The sequence below is a fragment of the Pseudomonas sp. Pseusp10 genome (assembly GCF_059492225.1).
In genome coordinates, this window is the sequence record NZ_CP168528.1 from 2,650,103 (window position 1) to 2,667,230 (window position 17,128).

At 62.8% G+C, this 17,128-nt stretch carries 14 protein-coding genes and 1 pseudogene; 8 read left to right on the plus strand and 7 right to left on the minus strand.

Features of this window, described 5'->3' with window-relative positions; genetic code table 11:
- The first annotated feature begins 166 nt into the window (after positions 1-166).
- Both ACEN8Z_RS12015 and ACEN8Z_RS12020 read left to right on the plus strand, forming a co-directional pair.
- Complete coding sequence (locus ACEN8Z_RS12015) at positions 167-1,909, plus strand: FAD-binding protein (RefSeq protein WP_495597781.1); 1,743 nt, start codon at positions 167-169, stop codon at positions 1,907-1,909.
- Positions 1,906-2,769, plus strand: a complete 864-nt coding sequence (locus ACEN8Z_RS12020; protein ID WP_495597782.1) for an SDR family NAD(P)-dependent oxidoreductase — start codon at positions 1,906-1,908, stop codon at positions 2,767-2,769. Before ACEN8Z_RS12015 ends, ACEN8Z_RS12020 begins: the two co-directional genes overlap by 4 nt.
- Positions 2,770-2,927: 158 nt before the next feature.
- On the opposite strand, the gene ACEN8Z_RS12025 is transcribed toward ACEN8Z_RS12020, so the two are convergent.
- The 6 genes from ACEN8Z_RS12025 to ACEN8Z_RS12050 all read right to left on the minus strand — a co-directional run bounded on the left by ACEN8Z_RS12025 (position 2,928) and on the right by ACEN8Z_RS12050 (position 9,605).
- Complete coding sequence (locus tag ACEN8Z_RS12025; protein ID WP_495597783.1) at positions 2,928-4,508, minus strand: FadD3 family acyl-CoA ligase; 1,581 nt, start codon at positions 4,506-4,508, stop codon at positions 2,928-2,930.
- 72 nt (positions 4,509-4,580) lie between these two features.
- Complete coding sequence (locus ACEN8Z_RS12030) at positions 4,581-5,327, minus strand: SDR family NAD(P)-dependent oxidoreductase (RefSeq protein WP_495597784.1); 747 nt, start codon at positions 5,325-5,327, stop codon at positions 4,581-4,583.
- Between the two features lie 234 nt (positions 5,328-5,561).
- Positions 5,562-6,644 carry a 2Fe-2S iron-sulfur cluster-binding protein gene (locus ACEN8Z_RS12035; protein ID WP_495597785.1) on the minus strand — a complete coding sequence of 361 codons (1,083 nt, stop codon included), beginning with the start codon at positions 6,642-6,644 and terminating at the stop codon, positions 5,562-5,564.
- A gap of 13 nt (positions 6,645-6,657) precedes the next feature.
- Entirely contained in the window at positions 6,658-7,413 is a 756-nt protein-coding gene (locus tag ACEN8Z_RS12040; RefSeq protein ID WP_495597786.1) for a glucose 1-dehydrogenase, read from the minus strand.
- Entirely contained in the window at positions 7,401-9,080 is a 1,680-nt protein-coding gene (locus ACEN8Z_RS12045; protein ID WP_495597787.1) for an FAD-binding protein, read from the minus strand. The genes ACEN8Z_RS12040 and ACEN8Z_RS12045 overlap by 13 nt, the downstream gene beginning before the upstream one ends.
- A 9-nt stretch (positions 9,081-9,089) precedes the next feature.
- The gene (locus tag ACEN8Z_RS12050; protein WP_007976920.1) at positions 9,090-9,605 is read right to left on the minus strand and encodes a flavin reductase family protein; all 516 of its coding nucleotides are present in this window, start codon (positions 9,603-9,605) and stop codon (positions 9,090-9,092) included.
- Positions 9,606-10,734: 1,129 nt separating this feature from the next.
- Between ACEN8Z_RS12050 and ACEN8Z_RS12055 the strand changes: the two genes are divergently transcribed.
- Together ACEN8Z_RS12055 and ACEN8Z_RS12060 are read left to right on the plus strand one after the other, a co-directional pair.
- Positions 10,735-11,919, plus strand: coding sequence for an acyl-CoA dehydrogenase family protein (locus tag ACEN8Z_RS12055; RefSeq protein WP_495597788.1), 1,185 nt, complete (start codon positions 10,735-10,737; stop codon positions 11,917-11,919).
- Between the two features lie 137 nt (positions 11,920-12,056).
- Positions 12,057-13,178 (plus strand): LLM class flavin-dependent oxidoreductase, encoded by a 1,122-nt coding sequence (locus ACEN8Z_RS12060; protein WP_495597789.1) that lies wholly within the window; start codon positions 12,057-12,059, stop codon positions 13,176-13,178.
- A 254-nt stretch (positions 13,179-13,432) separates the two neighbouring features.
- Here ACEN8Z_RS12060 and ACEN8Z_RS12065 read toward each other — a convergent pair.
- Positions 13,433-13,510 (minus strand): annotated as a pseudogene (locus ACEN8Z_RS12065) (YqgE/AlgH family protein); the annotation flags it as partial.
- A 410-nt stretch (positions 13,511-13,920) separates the two neighbouring features.
- Here ACEN8Z_RS12065 and ACEN8Z_RS12070 point away from each other — a divergent pair.
- The 4 genes from ACEN8Z_RS12070 (at position 13,921) to ACEN8Z_RS12085 (ending at position 17,123) form a co-directional block, all read left to right on the plus strand.
- Entirely contained in the window at positions 13,921-14,280 is a 360-nt protein-coding gene (locus ACEN8Z_RS12070; protein WP_495597790.1) for a DUF6124 family protein, read from the plus strand.
- Between the two features lie 258 nt (positions 14,281-14,538).
- Positions 14,539-15,429 (plus strand): VOC family protein, encoded by an 891-nt coding sequence (locus tag ACEN8Z_RS12075; RefSeq protein ID WP_495597791.1) that lies wholly within the window; start codon positions 14,539-14,541, stop codon positions 15,427-15,429.
- 11 nt (positions 15,430-15,440) lie between these two features.
- Complete coding sequence (locus tag ACEN8Z_RS12080) at positions 15,441-16,322, plus strand: CoA transferase subunit A (RefSeq protein WP_495597792.1); 882 nt, start codon at positions 15,441-15,443, stop codon at positions 16,320-16,322.
- 12 nt (positions 16,323-16,334) lie between these two features.
- Positions 16,335-17,123, plus strand: a complete 789-nt coding sequence (locus ACEN8Z_RS12085; RefSeq protein WP_495597793.1) for a CoA-transferase subunit beta — start codon at positions 16,335-16,337, stop codon at positions 17,121-17,123.
- The last annotated feature ends 5 nt before the right edge of the window (positions 17,124-17,128 follow it).

Below are 17,128 nucleotides of genomic sequence, written 5' to 3' on the forward strand. Positions count from 1 at the left end.
CCAAGCGGACTAACCGATTTGTACGGGGCGACCACAGTCCTGGCCTTAGTCTTATCGGACGATGAACACCGGGCGCGTGCGGCGAACAATCCCGAGACCGACTGCACCGGGCGAAGATCCGGCGGTGGCGGTTTCTGCCTGATGGGCGCTGAACAAGGGTGATCGCATGAACGCTGCCGGGATCAAATGGGACGAGTGCTGTGATGTATTGGTGATTGGCTCGGGAGCCGGTGGCATGACCGCTACGCTGCGCGCCCATGACCTGGGCCTGAATGCGCTGCTGATCGAGAAAAGCGGCGAATATGGCGGCACCTCGGCGGTGTCCGGCGGCGGCATCTGGATCCCCGACAACCACCGGATCAAGGCCCTGGGTGGCAGTGATTCGGCGGCCGAAGCGATTGCCTACATCCGCGCAGTGACCCATGGCGAGATCGACGACGGGCGCATCGAAGCCTATGTCGAGCACGGCCGGGAGATGGTCGAGTACCTGGAAAAACACACCCGCGTGCGCTTCGAGGCGCAACCGCGCTACGCCGATTACTACCCGGAAGTCGCTGGCGGAAAACCGGGTTATCGCTCGATGGATCCGCAACCGTTTGACGCCGCCGAACTCGGCGAAGAATTCCTGCGCATGCGCGCGCCGTCCCCCGGCACCCTGATGATGGGGCGCATGGCGATGACCATGAAAGAGGCGCAAGTGCTGCTGTGCCGTGGCCCCGGCTGGTTGCGCCTGACCCTGCGGGTGATGTGGCGTTACTGGCGTGATCGCGAGGGTCGACGCTTGTCTCGCCGTGACCGCTTCCTGACCCTGGGCAATGCCTTGATCGGTGCCTTGCGCTGTTCGTTGCAGGATCGCGGCAAATCGCTGTGGCTCAACTGTGCACTCGAAGAGCTGCTGCTGGTCGACGACCGGGTCGGTGGTGCGCGGGTCAATCGCAACGGTCAGCTGCTCAACGTCAAGGCGCGCTACGGGGTGATCATTGCCGCCGGTGGTTTCGAGCGCAACCAGGCGATGCGCGAGCAGTATCTGCCGCAGCCGTCCCAGGCGAACTGGAGTGCCACGCCGCCCAACAATACCGGCGACGGCATCCGCGCCGGTCAGGCCATCGGCGCGCGAACCGCGCTGATGGAACACAGCTGGTGGGCGCCGACCACTTACGTCAAGGGCGAAGAAAAACAGCGTGCACTGTTCGTTGAACGCACCCTGCCGGGGTGTGTGATGGTCAACGCGGCGGGGGAGCGTTTCGTCAACGAGGCCGCGCCTTATACCGATATCGTTTACGCGATGTACGCCAACCACCGCGAAGGCGCCGCGAGCGTGCCGTGCTGGATGGTGTTCGACGCCGAGTTCCGGCGCAAATACCCGTGCGGCGCCTTGCTGCCGGGTTACGCCCAGCGCGATTGGCAACTGCCCGAGCATCTGCGCGACTACTTCCACAAGGCGTCGAGCCTGGAGGAACTGGCGATGAAAATCGGCGTCGACGGCGCCGGACTTGTCCGCACCGTGCAGCGCTTCAACGGCATGGCCGTGCAGGGTGTCGACGAGGATTTCCACAAGGGCGAATCACTGTTCGACCGCTACTACGGCGACCCGAACGTGCAACCCAATCCATGCCTGGCGCCGTTGCTCAAGGGACCGTTCTACGCCGTGCGCATCGACGCCGGCGACATTGGCACCAAGGGTGGCTTGCTGACCGACGTGCACGCCCGCGTGTTGCATGAAGACGGAGAACCGATCAGCGGCCTGTACGCCATCGGCAACAGCGCCGCCTCGATGATGGGCCGCACCTACCCTGGCGCCGGTTCGACCATCGGCCCGGCCATGACTTTCGGTTACCTGGCGGCCAATCACATCAAGCGCCAGAGCGAAACCGCTTCGGCGAAAACCTTGTTCGGGAGTTTCGAATGAATCAGTCACGTCAACAGATTGCTGTCGTTACCGGTGCCAGTCGCGGAGTGGGCCAGGGCATCGCCTTGGCCCTCGGGGCGGCCGGCATGATCGTGTACGTCACCGGCCGTGCCCCGGCGCAGGGCGGGTCGAAGTTGTACGGGCATGCCTTGCGCGGCTCGCTGGAGGACACCGCCGCCGGTGGGCGCGGTATCGCGGTGGTCTGCGATCACGCCGATGACGCGCAGGTCCAGGCGCTGTTTGCTCGAGTAAAAGCCGAGTGCGGGCATCTGGATTTGCTGGTGAACAACGCCGCGTTCATTCATGACCAGTTGATCGAACCCGGACCGTTCTGGGCCAAACCCCTGGACCTGGTGCGCATTCTTGAGGTCGGTCTGCGCTCGGCCTATATCGCCAGCTACTACGCCGCGCCGCTGTTGCTGAAAAGTGCCCAAGGGCTGGTTTGCTTTACTTCGTCATTCGGCGCCGGGTGCTACATGCATGGTCCGGCGTACGGTGCGCAAAAGGCCGGGGTCGACAAACTGGCGGCGGACATGGCGATCGATTTCGAAGGGCAGGGCGTGGCGGCGTTGTCGTTGTGGCTCGGCCCGCAACTGACCGAGCGCACGAAGATTGCCGGCGAACAGCATGGCGAGCAGTACCAGGTGTTTCTCGCCCATGCCGAAACCCCGCAATTCAATGGGCGGGTGATTCATGCCTTGCTTAATGATCCGCAGTTGATGGCGTTGTCCGGACAGACCCTGATCACCGCCGAAATCGCCCCTGGCTACGGCATCAGCGAAGCCGAAGGCCGTCAGCCACCGTCGCACCGCGCCATGCTCGGCGACCCTCGCCAGCAGCATCCGGCGCGGGTGGTCTGACTCCGATTAAGTAAGGCAAGCACAATACCTGTGGGAGCGGGAAATTTTTGTGCACCCCCGAACCCTGTAGGAGCGAGCCTGCTCGCGATGGTCTATCAGTTGCATTGATGTCGACTGACACACCATCGCGAGCAGGCTCGCTCCTACAGGGATTGCGTTTAGTCGGCCGGTTGCAATGCCCACTCGCGCAACACATTCTTCGTCACTTTACCCGCCGCATTGATCGGCATGCTCTGCAGCACCTGCACCCGGCGCGGCACCTTGTAGTTGGCCATCTGCTCACGGCACCAGGCGAGGAATCGGGTTTGCTCGATGTCCATCCCGGGGGCAGGCAACAGGAACGCCATTGCCACTTCTCCCAGGCGCTCGTCAGGAATACCGATCACCGCGGCCTGGGCCACGCCCGGATAGGTCAGCAGGCACTGTTCGATCTCCGCCGGGTACACGTTGAAGCCACCGGTGATGAACATGTCCTTGAGGCGGTCGGTGATGCGCAGGTAACCCTGTTCGTCGAGCATGCCGATGTCGCCGGTGTGCAGCCAGCCGTCGGCGTCGAGAATCTCCTGGCTGGCTTCGGGGTTGTTGAGATACCCCTGCATCAGGTTGTAGCCGCGAATCTGCACTTCACCGGGGATGTTGGCCGGCTGGCTGCGGCCAGTGTTGCCGACACAGCGTACTTCTACCCCCGGCATCGCCCGGCCACTGGTGTTGGCGACCAGTTCCGCAGAGTCGCCGGCGCGGCAGATCGTCGCGAAACCGCAGACTTCCGTCAGGCCATACGCGGTGACGATGGTGGCGAAACCCAGTTCGTCGCGCATGCGGTGGATCATCTCCACGGGAATCGCCGCCGCCCCGGTCACCGCCACGCGCAAGGAGCTGAGGTCGAACTCACTGCGTTGCGGATGGGCCAGCAACGATTGATACAGCGTCGGCGGCCCGGGCAACACGGTGATGCGTTCGTGCTGCACGCATTCGAGCACGGCCTGCACGTCGAACACTTGCTGCGGCAGAAGGGTGCAGCCACGCATCAGCGCTGCCAGCCAACCGGCCTTGTAGCCGAAGGAGTGGAAGAACGGATTGACGATCAGGTAGCGATCGCTTTCGCGCAGCCCGACGATATCACTCCAGTCGCGCACGATGCGCAGGTTCTGGCCGTGGCTGGTCATCACGCCTTTGGGCTTGCCGGTGGTGCCCGAGGTGAACAGCACGTCGGACAAGGCCTGCGGGCCAACGCTCTGTTCGCGGGTGCGCAGGGCCAGGTGCGGCACGTCGGTGCCCAGGTCCATAAACCGCTCCCAGGCCAGGGTGCCCGCATTGGCGCCGCGCACGCTGACGATGTGGCGCAGCTCAGGCAGGTCTTCCGACGCCAGCATGCCGGGGTAGTCCGCGCCGAGGAATTCGCCGATGGCAAACAGCACACAGGTGCCGCTTTCGCGCAGGATGTAGCCGGCTTCGCTGCCCTTCATCCGGGTATTGAGCGGTACCAGAGCGGCGCCGACACTTTGCAGGGCGCCGGCGGCGACGATCCATTCCCATACGTTGGGCGCCCAGATCGCCACGCGGTCCCCGGCCTGTACGTCGAGGGCCAGCAGTGCGCGGGCAGCCTGGCGGCGCAGTTGGTCCAGTTGTCGGTAGCTGATGACGTGGCCCGCGTCCTCGATGGCCGGGCGGTCGCCGTAGGCCTGGGCAGCGTTGGCGAACAGTTGAGCGATGGTCAGTGCGGTGGCGACAGGCGGCATGGGGCCTCCCCGGTTAGAAGACAGTTGCGAAAAAGGGAGTAGGCCGGGCAGGGCGCCCGGCCGGATTGCGAATTACTGGGCGGGCGGGGCGAAACGGCGACCGGCGGAGAAACCACCGTCCACGGCGATCATCTGGCCGCTGACAAAGGACGCTTCGTCCGAGGCCAGGAACAGCGCGACGTTGGCCACTTCTTCCGGTTGCCCGGAGCGGCTGAGCATGTGCTGCGAGGCGAAAAACGCGTGGAACGCGTCATTGTCACGGACCATGCTGGTCATCGGCGTTTCGATCAGGCCCGGGCACAGGCCGTTGACGCGAACGTTGGCGTAGCCGTAGTCGATGGCCATCGAGCGGGTCAGCTGGTTGATGCCGCCCTTGGATACGTTATAGGCCACGTTGCCGTCGCAGCCTTGCAGGCCGAAGATCGAACCGACGTTGATGATCGAACCACCGCGCTGCTCAACCATCGACGCCAGCGCGTACTTGCTGGTGAGCATGCTGCCGGTCAGGTTGATGTCCATCACCCGTTGCCAGTTGGCGGTGGTGGTCTGGGTCACGCTGCCCTGGTCGGCGACGCCGGCGGCATTGACCAGCACGTCGATGTGCCCGAAGCGGCTGATGACGTCTTGCATGACCTGCTGTACCTGCGCTTCGTCGCGCACGTCCAGGGGCATGAACAGGCCGGGGAAGTCTGCCGGAGCGCTGCCGATGTCCAGCCCGACCACTTGCGCGCCTTCGGCAGCGAAACGGCGCACGCAGGCCAGACCGATACCCGAAGCGCCGCCGGTGACCACCGCGACCTTATTCTGCAAACGAGCCATAACTGCACCTCTTTATTGTTGTGGGCTAATGCTGTGGCCGAGTCTAACGGCAGACTTGGCCTGAGTGATCGTCCAATGAGACTAAGCAACAGATCCCCCGTCTGGCACATTTCAACTGTAGGAGCGAGCCTGCTCGCGAAAAACGTCTGGGCACCGCGTTCATTCAGACAAGGCGCGTTATCGTTGACGCCCATCGCGAGCAGGCTCGCTCCTACAGGGGGGGGACGCGTACTCTCAATCCGGGAATTTCAGGCGTACCCGGGCACCCGTCGGGCGGCTCTGGCAGGCCAGCGTCCAGCCGTCGGCCAGTTCCTTTGGCGTCAGCACGTCGTTGCGCGCCAGTTGGGTTTCACCTTCCTTGACCACGCACATGCATGCGCCGCAAAAGCCTTCTTCACAGGACGATGGCACGTCCAGGCCGGCGGCCTTGCAACTTTGCAGCAGGGTGTCGCCGGGTTTGCAGGTAATTTCGTGTTGCTGGCCATCAAGCTCGACGATCAACGCCTCGCACTGCGACCCCATCGCCGCCTCGCGGGCTAGGGCTTCTTCGGCCAACAGTTCATCGGGGTCCGGTGGCGAGACGAAACGTTCGACATGGATCCGCTCGGCCGCTTCGCCCAGCGCCAGCAGCGTGCGCTCCACAGTGTCCATGAACGGCCCCGGCCCGCAGATGAAGTAATCACCGCCGGCCGATCCCCGTAGCAGATGACGGACCTGATGGTCCGTCAGGAAACCCTGCACCGAGTCGAGGACGTGCACCACGTGCAGTTGATCAGGATGCGCCTTGATCAAGCGGCACAGCTCGTCCTTGAAAATCACCGACGCTTCATCGCGGTTGGCGTAGATCAACTTGATCGGCCGCCGACTGCTGTGCAGCACTGATTTGAGAATGGAAAACACCGGGGTGATGCCCGAACCGCCCCCGAACAAGACCAGGGGCTTTTCGGTGTCCGCCTGCGGGTCCAGGCAGAAATGCCCGGCCGGTGGCAGCACTTCCAGCCAGTCGCCGACCTGGACTTCGTTCATCCAGTTCGACACCCGCCCACCGTCAACCCGTTTCACCGTGACCTTGGGCAGTGCGTCCGCGAGGGGCGAGCTGGCCATGGAATAGCAGCGGGTCAACAGTTTGCCGGCCAAGGGCACGCGAAAACTCAGGAACTGGCCCGGTTTGTAGCGAAAGCGCTCACGCAGGTTTGGCGGTACGTCCAGCACCAGCGAGCGCGCATCAGCGGTCTCGTCGATCACCGCGCACACTTGCAATGAGACGCTTGCCGTCGTCGATTCAGCCGGAGTCAGGTTCTGTTGTTGCGTGCCCATGTTCACCTCGGCCTCAGAGCCCGCTGATCAGTTGGGCGTTGTCGACGCGGATCTCGGCACCGTTGACGAATCGCGACTCGTCGGCGGCGAGGAACAGCACCACATTGGCAATGTCCCGTGGCGCGGCCATGCGATTCATCGGATCCCGGTCCAGTGCTTCCTGCGGGATCGGCTGACCACCGGCCAGGGCCTGGGTCATCGGCGTGTTCACGCCATCGGGGTGCACGCTGTTGCAGCGGATGCGGTAGCCCTGCTGCTTGCAGTGCAAGGCAATGGAGCGGGTCATCGCCGCCACTGCGCCTTTGGATGCCGAGTAAGCGCAGAACATCGGCATCGCGCCCAACGCGGCCACCGACGACATGTTGATGATCGAGCCGCCACCGGTTTTCTTCATGGCCTGGATCGCGTACTTGCAGCCGAGGAAGTAGCCTTCGCCGTTGATCTTCTGCACCTTCTGCCACAGCTCAAGGGTGGTGTCCTCGATGCTGCCCAGGGCCAGGATCGCGGCGTTGTTGACCAGTACGTCGAGGCGGCCGAAGTGTTCCACGGTGGTCTTGACCACGTGTTGCCAGTCGCTTTCGCTGGCGATGTCGTGGCGGATGAACAGCGCGTTGGCGCCGATTTCCGCAGCCGCCTGGCGACCGGCCTCTTCGTTGAGGTCGGTCAGTACTACTTTGGCGCCTTCGCGGGCCAGCAGCAGGGCGTCTTCGCGACCGATGCCGCTGGCGGCGCCGGTGATGATGCAGACTTTGCCTTCTACACGTTGCATTGTTGTTCTCCTGATCGTGCGGTTTGAAGTGCGAATTGGTCGGCCACGTGGGCAGCAGCCCTGCGACCGGAATAGATGCAATCGGCCAGTGACAGGCCGGAGACATACAGGTTGGAGGCGACCCCGACCGCGTTGCGGCCAGCGCTGTACAGGCCGTTTATTGGCTGGCCGGCAGGGTCCAGCACCCGACCGCTGGCCTCGCAGACTTTCAACCCGCCCAGGGTAATGACCGGGCAGGGGAAGAGTTTGCTGGCGAATGAAAGATCAAGGGCGTACCACGGGCCCTGGTCGAGGTTGGCGAGCATCGCCGCGGATTTGCCGAACTCGTCGACCAGTTCGCCTCGTGCCGCGCGGCTGTAACGTTCGACGCTCTGACGCAGCAATTCCGGCGGCAGATTGCAGCGTTTGGCCAGCCCGGCCAGGCTGCTGCTGCGTTTGGCGTTGAACAGCAAATTGAGCAGCACCGGCAGGCGCTGGAAATTCCACACTTTGCCGGGGGCGACCTGACTGAGTGCTTCTCGAACCAGTGCCCGATTGAGAATCAGAATGGCGCGGCCATCCTGTTCTTCGACCATGGCGTGGCCGAGGGTCGCGCCGTAGATTTCTTCGTTGGCGTAACGTTGTCCGCGGGCATTGACGATCAGCCCGCGGGCCCAGGCCAGTGGCGGGTTGATGAAACGCCAGGCGCTGACCTTGTCCATCCGCGCCACGCTGCCACCGGCGCTTTGGCCCAGGGCGATGCCGCTGCCGTTGCACCCGGTGGCGCCCAGCGGCAAACCGGCCAGGTACTGCGGCGCGTGCTGGCGCACCAGTTCGCGATTGAAAATAAAACCGCCGCTGCTCAGCAACACCGCCTGCTCGGCACGAATCAACTGGCGTATGGCGCTGGTCTGTTCGATACGGCGCTGACGGGCGCGCAAGCGGTCGGCCAACGCCGGAGCGTACATATGAATGGCCGCGGCCCAGCGCGACAGACGCGCATGTTGTTTGGCAGCGCGGCTACCCGACGGCAACTGCCAGGCTTCGACGCCGATGACCTTGTCGTCTAGGTCAAGCACCAGCCGCCGTACTTCGCACTGGCTGCGCAGGCGTGCACCGTGACGCAAGGCGCTGGCCTTGAGCGGGGCGAACAGGCTGGCGCCGGACATGCCCGGGCCTTTGGTACGATGGCCACGAGGCGCCGGCTTGGCGCTGGCGGCATAGGCCGGCACGGCTTCGTTGCCAGAGTAATAGAGGTAGTACTGGTCACTCGGGTACGAGGTCTTGTGCGGCGGTACGCTGGCTTCGAAGGACGCGCCTTGTCGCTCCAGCCAGGCCAGTTGCTCGCGGCTGCCTTCGCAGAAATCCCGTAGCGTCTCGGGGCTGACGGCCTCGCCAACTTCCTGTCGCAGGTAATTGAACATCGCCTCGCTGGTGTCTTCATAGCCAGCCTGACGCTGATACGGTGTACCGCCGCCGGCGTAGACCACGCCACCGCTGAGTGCCGTGGCGCCGCCGCCTTCGAAGCGATCCAGTGCGAGCACCGACAGGCCGCGAGTGCTGGCTTCGATGGCGGCACAGGCGCCGGCTCCGCCAAACCCGACGATCAGCAAGTCGCAGCGGTCATCCCATGGCAACTGGTCGGCGCTGTTCACTCGCAACGCCGTCAACCGGTTCAGGCTGTCCATGTTCGGGCCTCAGCCAGCCGCAGCGAGAGAAGGTGCTGGTTTGGCGGTGGTGGTGTAGCTGCCGTCGAGGTAGACCAGCGGGGTGATGGCGTCAGTGGTGTGGATCTGCAGGATGCGTCCGATGAACACGGTGTGGGTGCCGTAGCTGAAGTGGCCGTCCTGACGGCAGAGGATCGCCGACTGTGCGTCACCCAGGTAAGGGATGCCGCCGGGGCTGGTCAGCCAGTTGCCACGGTCGAAGCGTGCTTCACCCTTGATCGCGCCGCTGCACAGGTTGGCCAGGTCTTGTTGTTCGACGCCGAGGATGTTCACGCAGAAGTCCGCGCCGGTCGCCAGTGCGGCGTGGGGGGAGGCGGTCTTGTTGACGCAGATCAGCAGCGATGGCGGTTCGGTGCTCAGGGAATCGACCGCGGTGGCGGCCATGGCGAAGCGTTCGGAGCCGTTGCTGGTGCTGATAATGGTGACGGACTTGGCCAGGCGGCGCATGGCCTGGAGCATGTCGGCTTTGAGGTTGGCGTCGTTCATCGCACTGGGCCTTTTTGTTGGTTGGGGAGTGCGATGGATTCTTGCTCTGGTGTCTATCTAGAACATCGTCCGAGGGGACTAGGCCTGGGTGGGGGGGGGACATATCCGTTGCTGCGGTAACGGCGGCTTATGGTTTCGACCTTACGGCGAGTCCCTTTGGCAAACGCCCCAAAGGAACCAAAGGTCTCGCCCCTTACGTACGGCCCCTCGCCAAGGCTCGGGGTTCCTTCGCTCCGGTGTCCATCCGGGGGCATTGCCCTCCGGTCGGCTTCGCGCGACCTGCATGCAATGAGTTCGACTGCGTCGAACGGCGCTGCGCGCCCATCCCCGGATGAACACCTCCACTCAGCCTTCCGAGGGGGCGGGTGGATCAAGATCAAGAGCTGCAGGCGAGCTAACGCTCGGCCTGATGAGTGGTGAAGAGCGTGGGGGTATGCCGATCTGCCGTTGCTCTTCTGTAGGAGTGAGCCTGCTCGCGATGGCGGCCTGACAGCCGACCTGGTATTTGCAGATGTCCGCAATCCCTGTGGGAGCTGGCTTGCCTGCGATGGCGGCCTGTCAGCCGACCAATTTCTTCCGAATGTACCCGGCCCAACTGTAGGAGCGAGCCTGCTCGCGATGACGGCCTGCCAGCCAACCAATTGCTTGCAGATGTACTCAGTACCTGTGGGAGCGAGCTTGCTCGCGATGGCGGCCGGCCAGTCGACCAGGTATCGCACAGACGAACGTCCCCAATAACCAGGCCGGCCGGTAGGCCGCCTCGGGTGCCGTAAGGGCGGAACCATAAGCCGCCGTTACCGCAGCAACGGATATGTACCCCTACAAAATAATCATCGCCTGATACATAGCCATCGCGAGCAAGCTCGCTCCCACAGGGATCTTCAGTGGCCACAAGTCCCGAGTAAAACCGGAACCCAATGTGGGAGCGGGCTTGCTCGCGAAGACGGCCTGCCAGCCAACGCCCCCCTTTCAGATACACCCCCAGACACCTGTTCCCCCAATCCCACATGGTCCGTTTGAGGGATGTCCACTCTGTTGCGCATTGCTTGAATGCCAGTGTAGGGGCGCTACACCCGCCCCGTTGCACGCGCGCCCCGGCGGATGGGGTGAACAAAGGAGAACAATAAAAATGCTCAACCAAGACCTGATTCGCCAGCGTTTGAGCCAACGTGCCCGCGAGCTGGTGCCGATCCTGCGTGAGCGCGCCCTGAACGCTGCGCAAGCCGGCCAGTTGCCCGAAGAAACACTGAAGGATTTCCAGGCCGCCGGGTTCTTTCGCATCCTGCAACCGTCCCGCTGGGAAGGCTATGAGCTGGAGCCCAAGGATTTCTTCGAGGTGCAGATGACCCTTGCCGAAGGCTGCATGTCCTCGGCCTGGGTGCTGGGGGTGGTGGCGATCCATAACTGGCAACTGGCGCTGTTCGACGACCGCGCCGCGCAGGATGTCTGGGGTAGCGATTCCAGCGTGCTGATTTCGTCTTCCTATATGCCGGTGGGTAAGGTCGAGCGGGTCGAAGGTGGCTTCAAGTTGAGCGGCCGCTGGGGCTTTTCTTCCGGCAGCAAGCATTGCGACTGGGTGTTCCTTGGTGCGCTGGTGCCGCCGGCAGAGGCGGGTGGGGCGCCGGACTATCGGACGTTCCTGGTGCCGCGCAGTGACTATCAGATTCTCGACAACTGGAATGTCATGGGCCTGGAAGCCACTGGCTCCCACGACATTCTGGTGGAGAACGCTTTCGTGCCGGAGTACCGCACTCATCGCGCGTTCGACGGCTTCATGCAGAACAGCCCGGGCAATGCGGTGAACACTGCGCCGTTGTTTCGTCTGCCATTCGGGCAGATTTTCGTGCGTGCGGTTTCGTCGTCCGCCATCGGTGCCCTGCAAGGCGCGGTGGATCAGTTTGTCGAGCACAACCGTGCGCGGGTCGGAGTCAATGACGGTCGCAAAATGGTTCAGGACCCGGCCGCGCAATCGGCCCTGGCCAATGCCATGGTCTGCGTCGATGAATGCAAGACCGTGCTGCTGCGAAACTTCGCCCTGATGCTTGAGCGCGCGCAGAAGGGTGAGCCGTTGAGCATGCCCGAGCGGGTGAAGATGCGTTACGACTCAGCGCTGGTGGCCGACAAGTGCGCCAAGGCCGTTGGTGACCTGATGTTCAACAGCGGTGCTTCGACGATCTTCCGCAGTCACCCGATCAACCGTGCCTTCCGCGACATTCACACCGGTCGCGCCCACGTGGCCAATAGCCCGGCCAAGTACGCCTGGAACCTTGGCGGCGTCAGCATGGGTCAGGACAGCAACGACTTCTTCCTCTGACGCGATGTCCGGCTCTTTACCTATAAATCGGCTAGTCCGTTTGCGTGATTCGAGCGCCCCGTCGATGCACGAGCATTGACGGTAAGGCGAAGGTCTACGGCGCCGACTGCGCATCCAAATAAGCACAAGGATCAACCATGAAATTTTCCCTGATTTACGAAGCCCAGACGGTGGACTCCAGCCGTGAAGGCGACCGCAAGATTTTTGAAGACACGGTCGAGCAGGCCATCCTCGCCGACAAGCTTGGCTTCGACACCTTCTGGTGCGTGGAGCACACCGCGTTGAGCAACTACTCGCACATGTCCGCGCCGGAAACCATGCTGGCTTTCGTGGCCGGTAAAACCGAGCGCATCGGCATCGGTCACGGTGTGGTCTGCCTGCCTCCGGCGATGAACCACCCGGTGAAAGTCGCCGAGCGCATCGCCACCCTCGACCTGCTGTCCAAGGGCCGTGTGCACTTTGGCGTGGGCAAGGGCGGCACCCAGCAGGAAGCCGGCACCTTCGGCTACGACCTGGCGACCTTGCAGCCGCAGATCGACGAGATGATGTACCTGATCCCGAAAATGTTCGTGCAGGACGAGATCGAGCACAACGGCGACTTCGTGCAGATCCCCAAGCGTCCGATCCATCCAAAGCCTTACCAGGATCCGCACCCGCCGATGTACCTGGCATGCACCAACACCGAGTCGCTGAAAAACGCCGGCGGTCGCGGCATGGGCGCGCTGGTGCTGGGCTTCGGGGGCCCGGAAGAGATCGCCAAGAAGGTCGAGGTGTATCACACGGCCTACGACAACCGCGATGAGAAGAAGCAAGTGGGCTTCCGTCCAAACCGTCACATCGCCGCGCTGTGCCCGGCCATCGTCCTGGAAGACAACGCAGAAGCGCGCCGCATCGGTATCCGTGGTCAGCGTTACTTCATGGAATCGTTGGGCTACTGGTACGGCGGTGGCGAGCGTCCGGACCCGGAGAAGTGGAAAGACGACACCTTCGTCGACGGCAACGGCCAGAGCGTGATCAAGTCGCGCTTCGCCTCCGAAGAAGTCAGCGTCGATTTCTCCGACCCTACCATGGCGATGATGAACCCCAACCACGCCTACGGCACCGTCGAGGATTGCATCAATTATGTGCAGCGCCTGATCGATGCCGGCGCCGACGAAATCCTGTTCATCTGCCAGATGGGCACCGTGCCGCAGTGGGCGCAGCTGGAGACCCTGAAGAATATTGGCGAGAAGGTGATCCCGCATTTTCGTAAGGGCTGATTTGAGATAACGCAAACCTGTAGCAGCTGCCGAAGGCTGCGTCCGAGTGCGCAGCACTCGCAAAAGGGCAATAGACGGTGTTTCTGGACGGACTCGGTTTGCCAGGTTGCGAGCGCTGCGCACTCGGACGCAGCCTTCGGCAGCTGCTACAGTTTTTTCAGGCCTGGCATGGACGTCAGGCCAACTTTCCAACGGGTCCCCAAGGCCCGTTTTTTTATGCCCGCCGGATAGGGCATTGACCACTGCATACCCCCTGTAGGAGCGAGCCTGCTCGCGATAAACCGGAGAGCGCCGCGGGGTGTCAGGCTTTCAGCGTTATCGTTGGCGACCATCGCGAGCAAGCTCGCTCCTACAGGTTTTTGCGCAAGTTCGCGTCACCGATTTGGCCTTTAAACGGGGTTTGTTTAACGGCTGTCAGCGTTACTTGATGAAAGCTACAACGCCTTGCGTCGTTGCCTACAGGTACGCCAGAATCCGCCGGCTTGTGCGCTTTGGACCCCCTCGGTAACTTGATTCGCGTCACTGCTCATCAGTGATCGGGTTTAGTCGCCTGTGGTTACACGAAGCGTGCATGCGTTCCAAAGAGTCAGGTCATTTCATGTCTGCGCTTGATGGTAGCTGTGCGCAGGGCGCTCTCGGGCGCGCCGGTTTCGTGTCTCCCCGGTCGACTAACCTGCGTACAGCTGCCACCCCCTTGTTTGGTCGCAATTGGGTGACGGCTCCAATTTCTGGAGACAGAATCATGATCAAGCCTTCACCTAATCCCCCGGAAGCCGATCCGGCATCCCCGAACGAACCCGATTCCAAAAAACTCAACGAAGCCGCCGAGCGAGCCCTCGCTTACCACTTCCCCTCGACAGCCGACATCAAAGCCACCCCTCGAACCATCAGCACGCTGTTCAGCGTCGACCCCGGGGCCACGACCGAAACCCTGGTGGTCTATCTGGTCGAGACCCTGGCCTCGGTCGATGTGATGGTGCATCAACTGGTGGATCATCTGGAGGGCGGTGACCGCAATGCACTGTTGGGCATTTCCAACAGCGTCATGCTCGCCGAGATCACCGCGAACCGTGTGCTGGATCAAATCGAACAACCTGCATAAAGCCGCAACACCACCTACCCCTGTAGGAGCGAGCTTGCTCGCGATAGCGGTCGTACATTCAACATCAATGTTGACTGTTAGGTCCCCATCGCGAGCAGGCTCGCTCCTACAGTTTTTTATGTGCGTACCCCATCAAATCCGCTAGTCCCATTGGACGATGTTGCCCCTCCCCGAACCCGTTTGAATAGGCCCTACATAAAGTCTCCCCCGGCAGTCGCCGAAGGGTGGCATCGCCTGAGAAAAACGAGGAGTGCATCCATGGATATCCGTGGTCTGGGTTACGTCACCCTGCTGTCCAGCGATCTGGCGCAATGGCGTCACTACGCAAGCCAGGTGCTGGGCATGATGGTCAGCGGCGACGATGAGCTTTTGTACCTGAAAATGGACGAGCGCCATTACCGCATCCTGGTGCAGAAAAATGCCGACAACGGCTTCGGTGCCTGCGGCTGGGAAGTGGCCGGTAAAGCGGCGCTGGAGCAGGCGATCAGCGAGCTGCAACAGGCCGACGTGCAAGTGACCCGTGGCACCGCGGCCGAGGCCGAGCTGCGCAAGGTTCAGGAGCTGGTGCACTTCAGCGACCCGGATGGCAATCGTCACGAACTGTTCTGGGGCCCGTTGCAGGACTTCGCCCGTTTCGTCTCGCCGGTCGGCGTCAAAGGTTTTGTCACCAACGACCTCGGCATGGGCCACGTCGTACTCCCGGCGCCAGCCTTCGAACGCTGCCGCGACTTCTACGAACAGGTGCTCGGTTTCGGTCTGTCGGACCTGATGAAAGTCCGCTTCACCCCGGACCCGGCCGAACCGCAAAAGCGCATCCACTTCCTGCATTGCAACAATGGCCGGCACCACTCGCTGGCGATTTTCGAGTGCCCGATGCCCCACGGCTGCGTGCACATGATGGTCGAGGTGAATGCGCTTGATGAAGTGGGCAGGGCGCTGGACCGCGTCCACGCCAACGGCGTGAAGTTGTCGGCCACCCTCGGCCAGCACACCAACGACCAGATGATCTCTTTCTATATCAAGACCCCGTCCGGGTTTGACCTGGAGTACGGCTGCGATGGCCTGGTGGTCGACTGGGATCGCCACACGCCGTTCGAAAGCACCGTGGTCAGCCACTGGGGCCACGACTTCAGTGTCGGTCGCCAATGAGGAACATGACGATGGACAAGCAAATGAGCACCGCCGAGATCGTCGGCCAACTGCGTGATGGCATGACCATCGGCATCGGTGGCTGGGGCCCGCGGCGCAAGCCGATGGCGCTGGTGCGGGAGATTCTGCGCTCGGACCTCAAGGAGCTGACTGTTGTTGCATACGGGGGGGCGGACGTCGGCATGCTTTGCGCCGCCGGCAAGATCAGGAAACTGGTGTTCGCCTTCGTTTCCCTGGATTTCATTCCACTGGAGCCGTACTTCCGCAAGGCGCGCCAGGAAGCGGCGCTGGAAGTGATGGAGATCGACGAAGGCATGCTGCTGCTCGGTCTGCGGGCGGCGGCGATGAATGTGCCGTTCATACCGACCGCAGTGGGCCTGGGCACCGATGTGCTGCGCTACAACCGCCAGATCAAGTTGATCGCCTCGCCCTATGCCGATGGCAAGGACTGGGTGGCGATGCCGGCGCTCAAGCTCGACGCAGCACTGGTGCACGTCGACCGTGCCGACAAACGCGGCGTGTGCCAGATTAGCGGACCCGATCACTACATGGACGACCTGTTCGTGCGGGCCGCGACCCACAGCTACGTGACCTGCGATGAACTGGTCGACAGCGACTACTTCCACCAGGACAGCGCCCACGCCCATCAAGTGTTCTGGGAGCGCAACCTGACCACCGCCGTGGCCCACGTGCCGGGTGGGGCGCACCCGTCGTCCTGCGCGCCGCTGTACGGTTTCGACGTCGCGCACTTCAAGGCTTACAACGCCACCGTGCAGGCGGCCGACGGCTGGGAAGGGTACGTGCGCGACTACGTCGACTGCACCCACGAACAGTATCTGGACAAGGTTGGCGGCCTGGCTGCGATCCGTGAACTGCCGTTGCCGATTTTCTAAGGGAGCCTTGCGATGAGCACTACTACTTACAGCCTCGCTGAGTTGATGATCTGCGCGGCCTCCGAAGCCTGGCGCGAGGACGGCGAAGTGTTGGCCACCGGCATCGGCGTGATCCCGCGTCTGGCCGCTTCGCTGGCCATGCTGACCAGCAACCCGCAACTGCTGATGACCGACTCCGAAGCCTACATGGTCGCAGAGCCGGTGCCGCTGGGCACACGCAACGGCTACGAGCTCAAGCGTGACAGCTGGATGGGGTTCTCGCGGATTTTCGACAACGTCTGGGGCGGCAAGCGCCATGCACTGGTCGGCCCGACCCAGATCGACCGCTATGGCCAGGCGAACATTTCCTGCATCGGCGACTACGCCAAACCCAAGGCGCAGATGCTCGGCGTGCGTGGTTTTCCCGGCAACTCGATCAGCCACGCCAACTCGTTTTGCGTGCCGAGCCATAACCGTCGGGTGTTCGTCGAAGGCGAGGTCGATATGGTCGCCTCGGTCGGCTACAACCCGGCCCGCCTGGCGCGCGGCTGGTCGCTGGATGACATCGACATTCGCCTGGTCATCACCGATCTGTGCGTGCTGGATTTCCAGGGACCGCAGCGGCAGATGCGCATTCGTTCGCTGCACCCCGGTGTGACGGCAGCGCAGGTCCGGGACAACACCGGGTTTGAGCTGCACGTGCCGGACGATTGCCCGACCACCGTGGCACCGACGGTCGAGCAATTGCAGCTGATCCAGCGTCTGGACCCGCACAACCTGCGCGCCCTGCAGCTCAAAGACAACCCGCCAGGCCAGCGCTGAGCGCC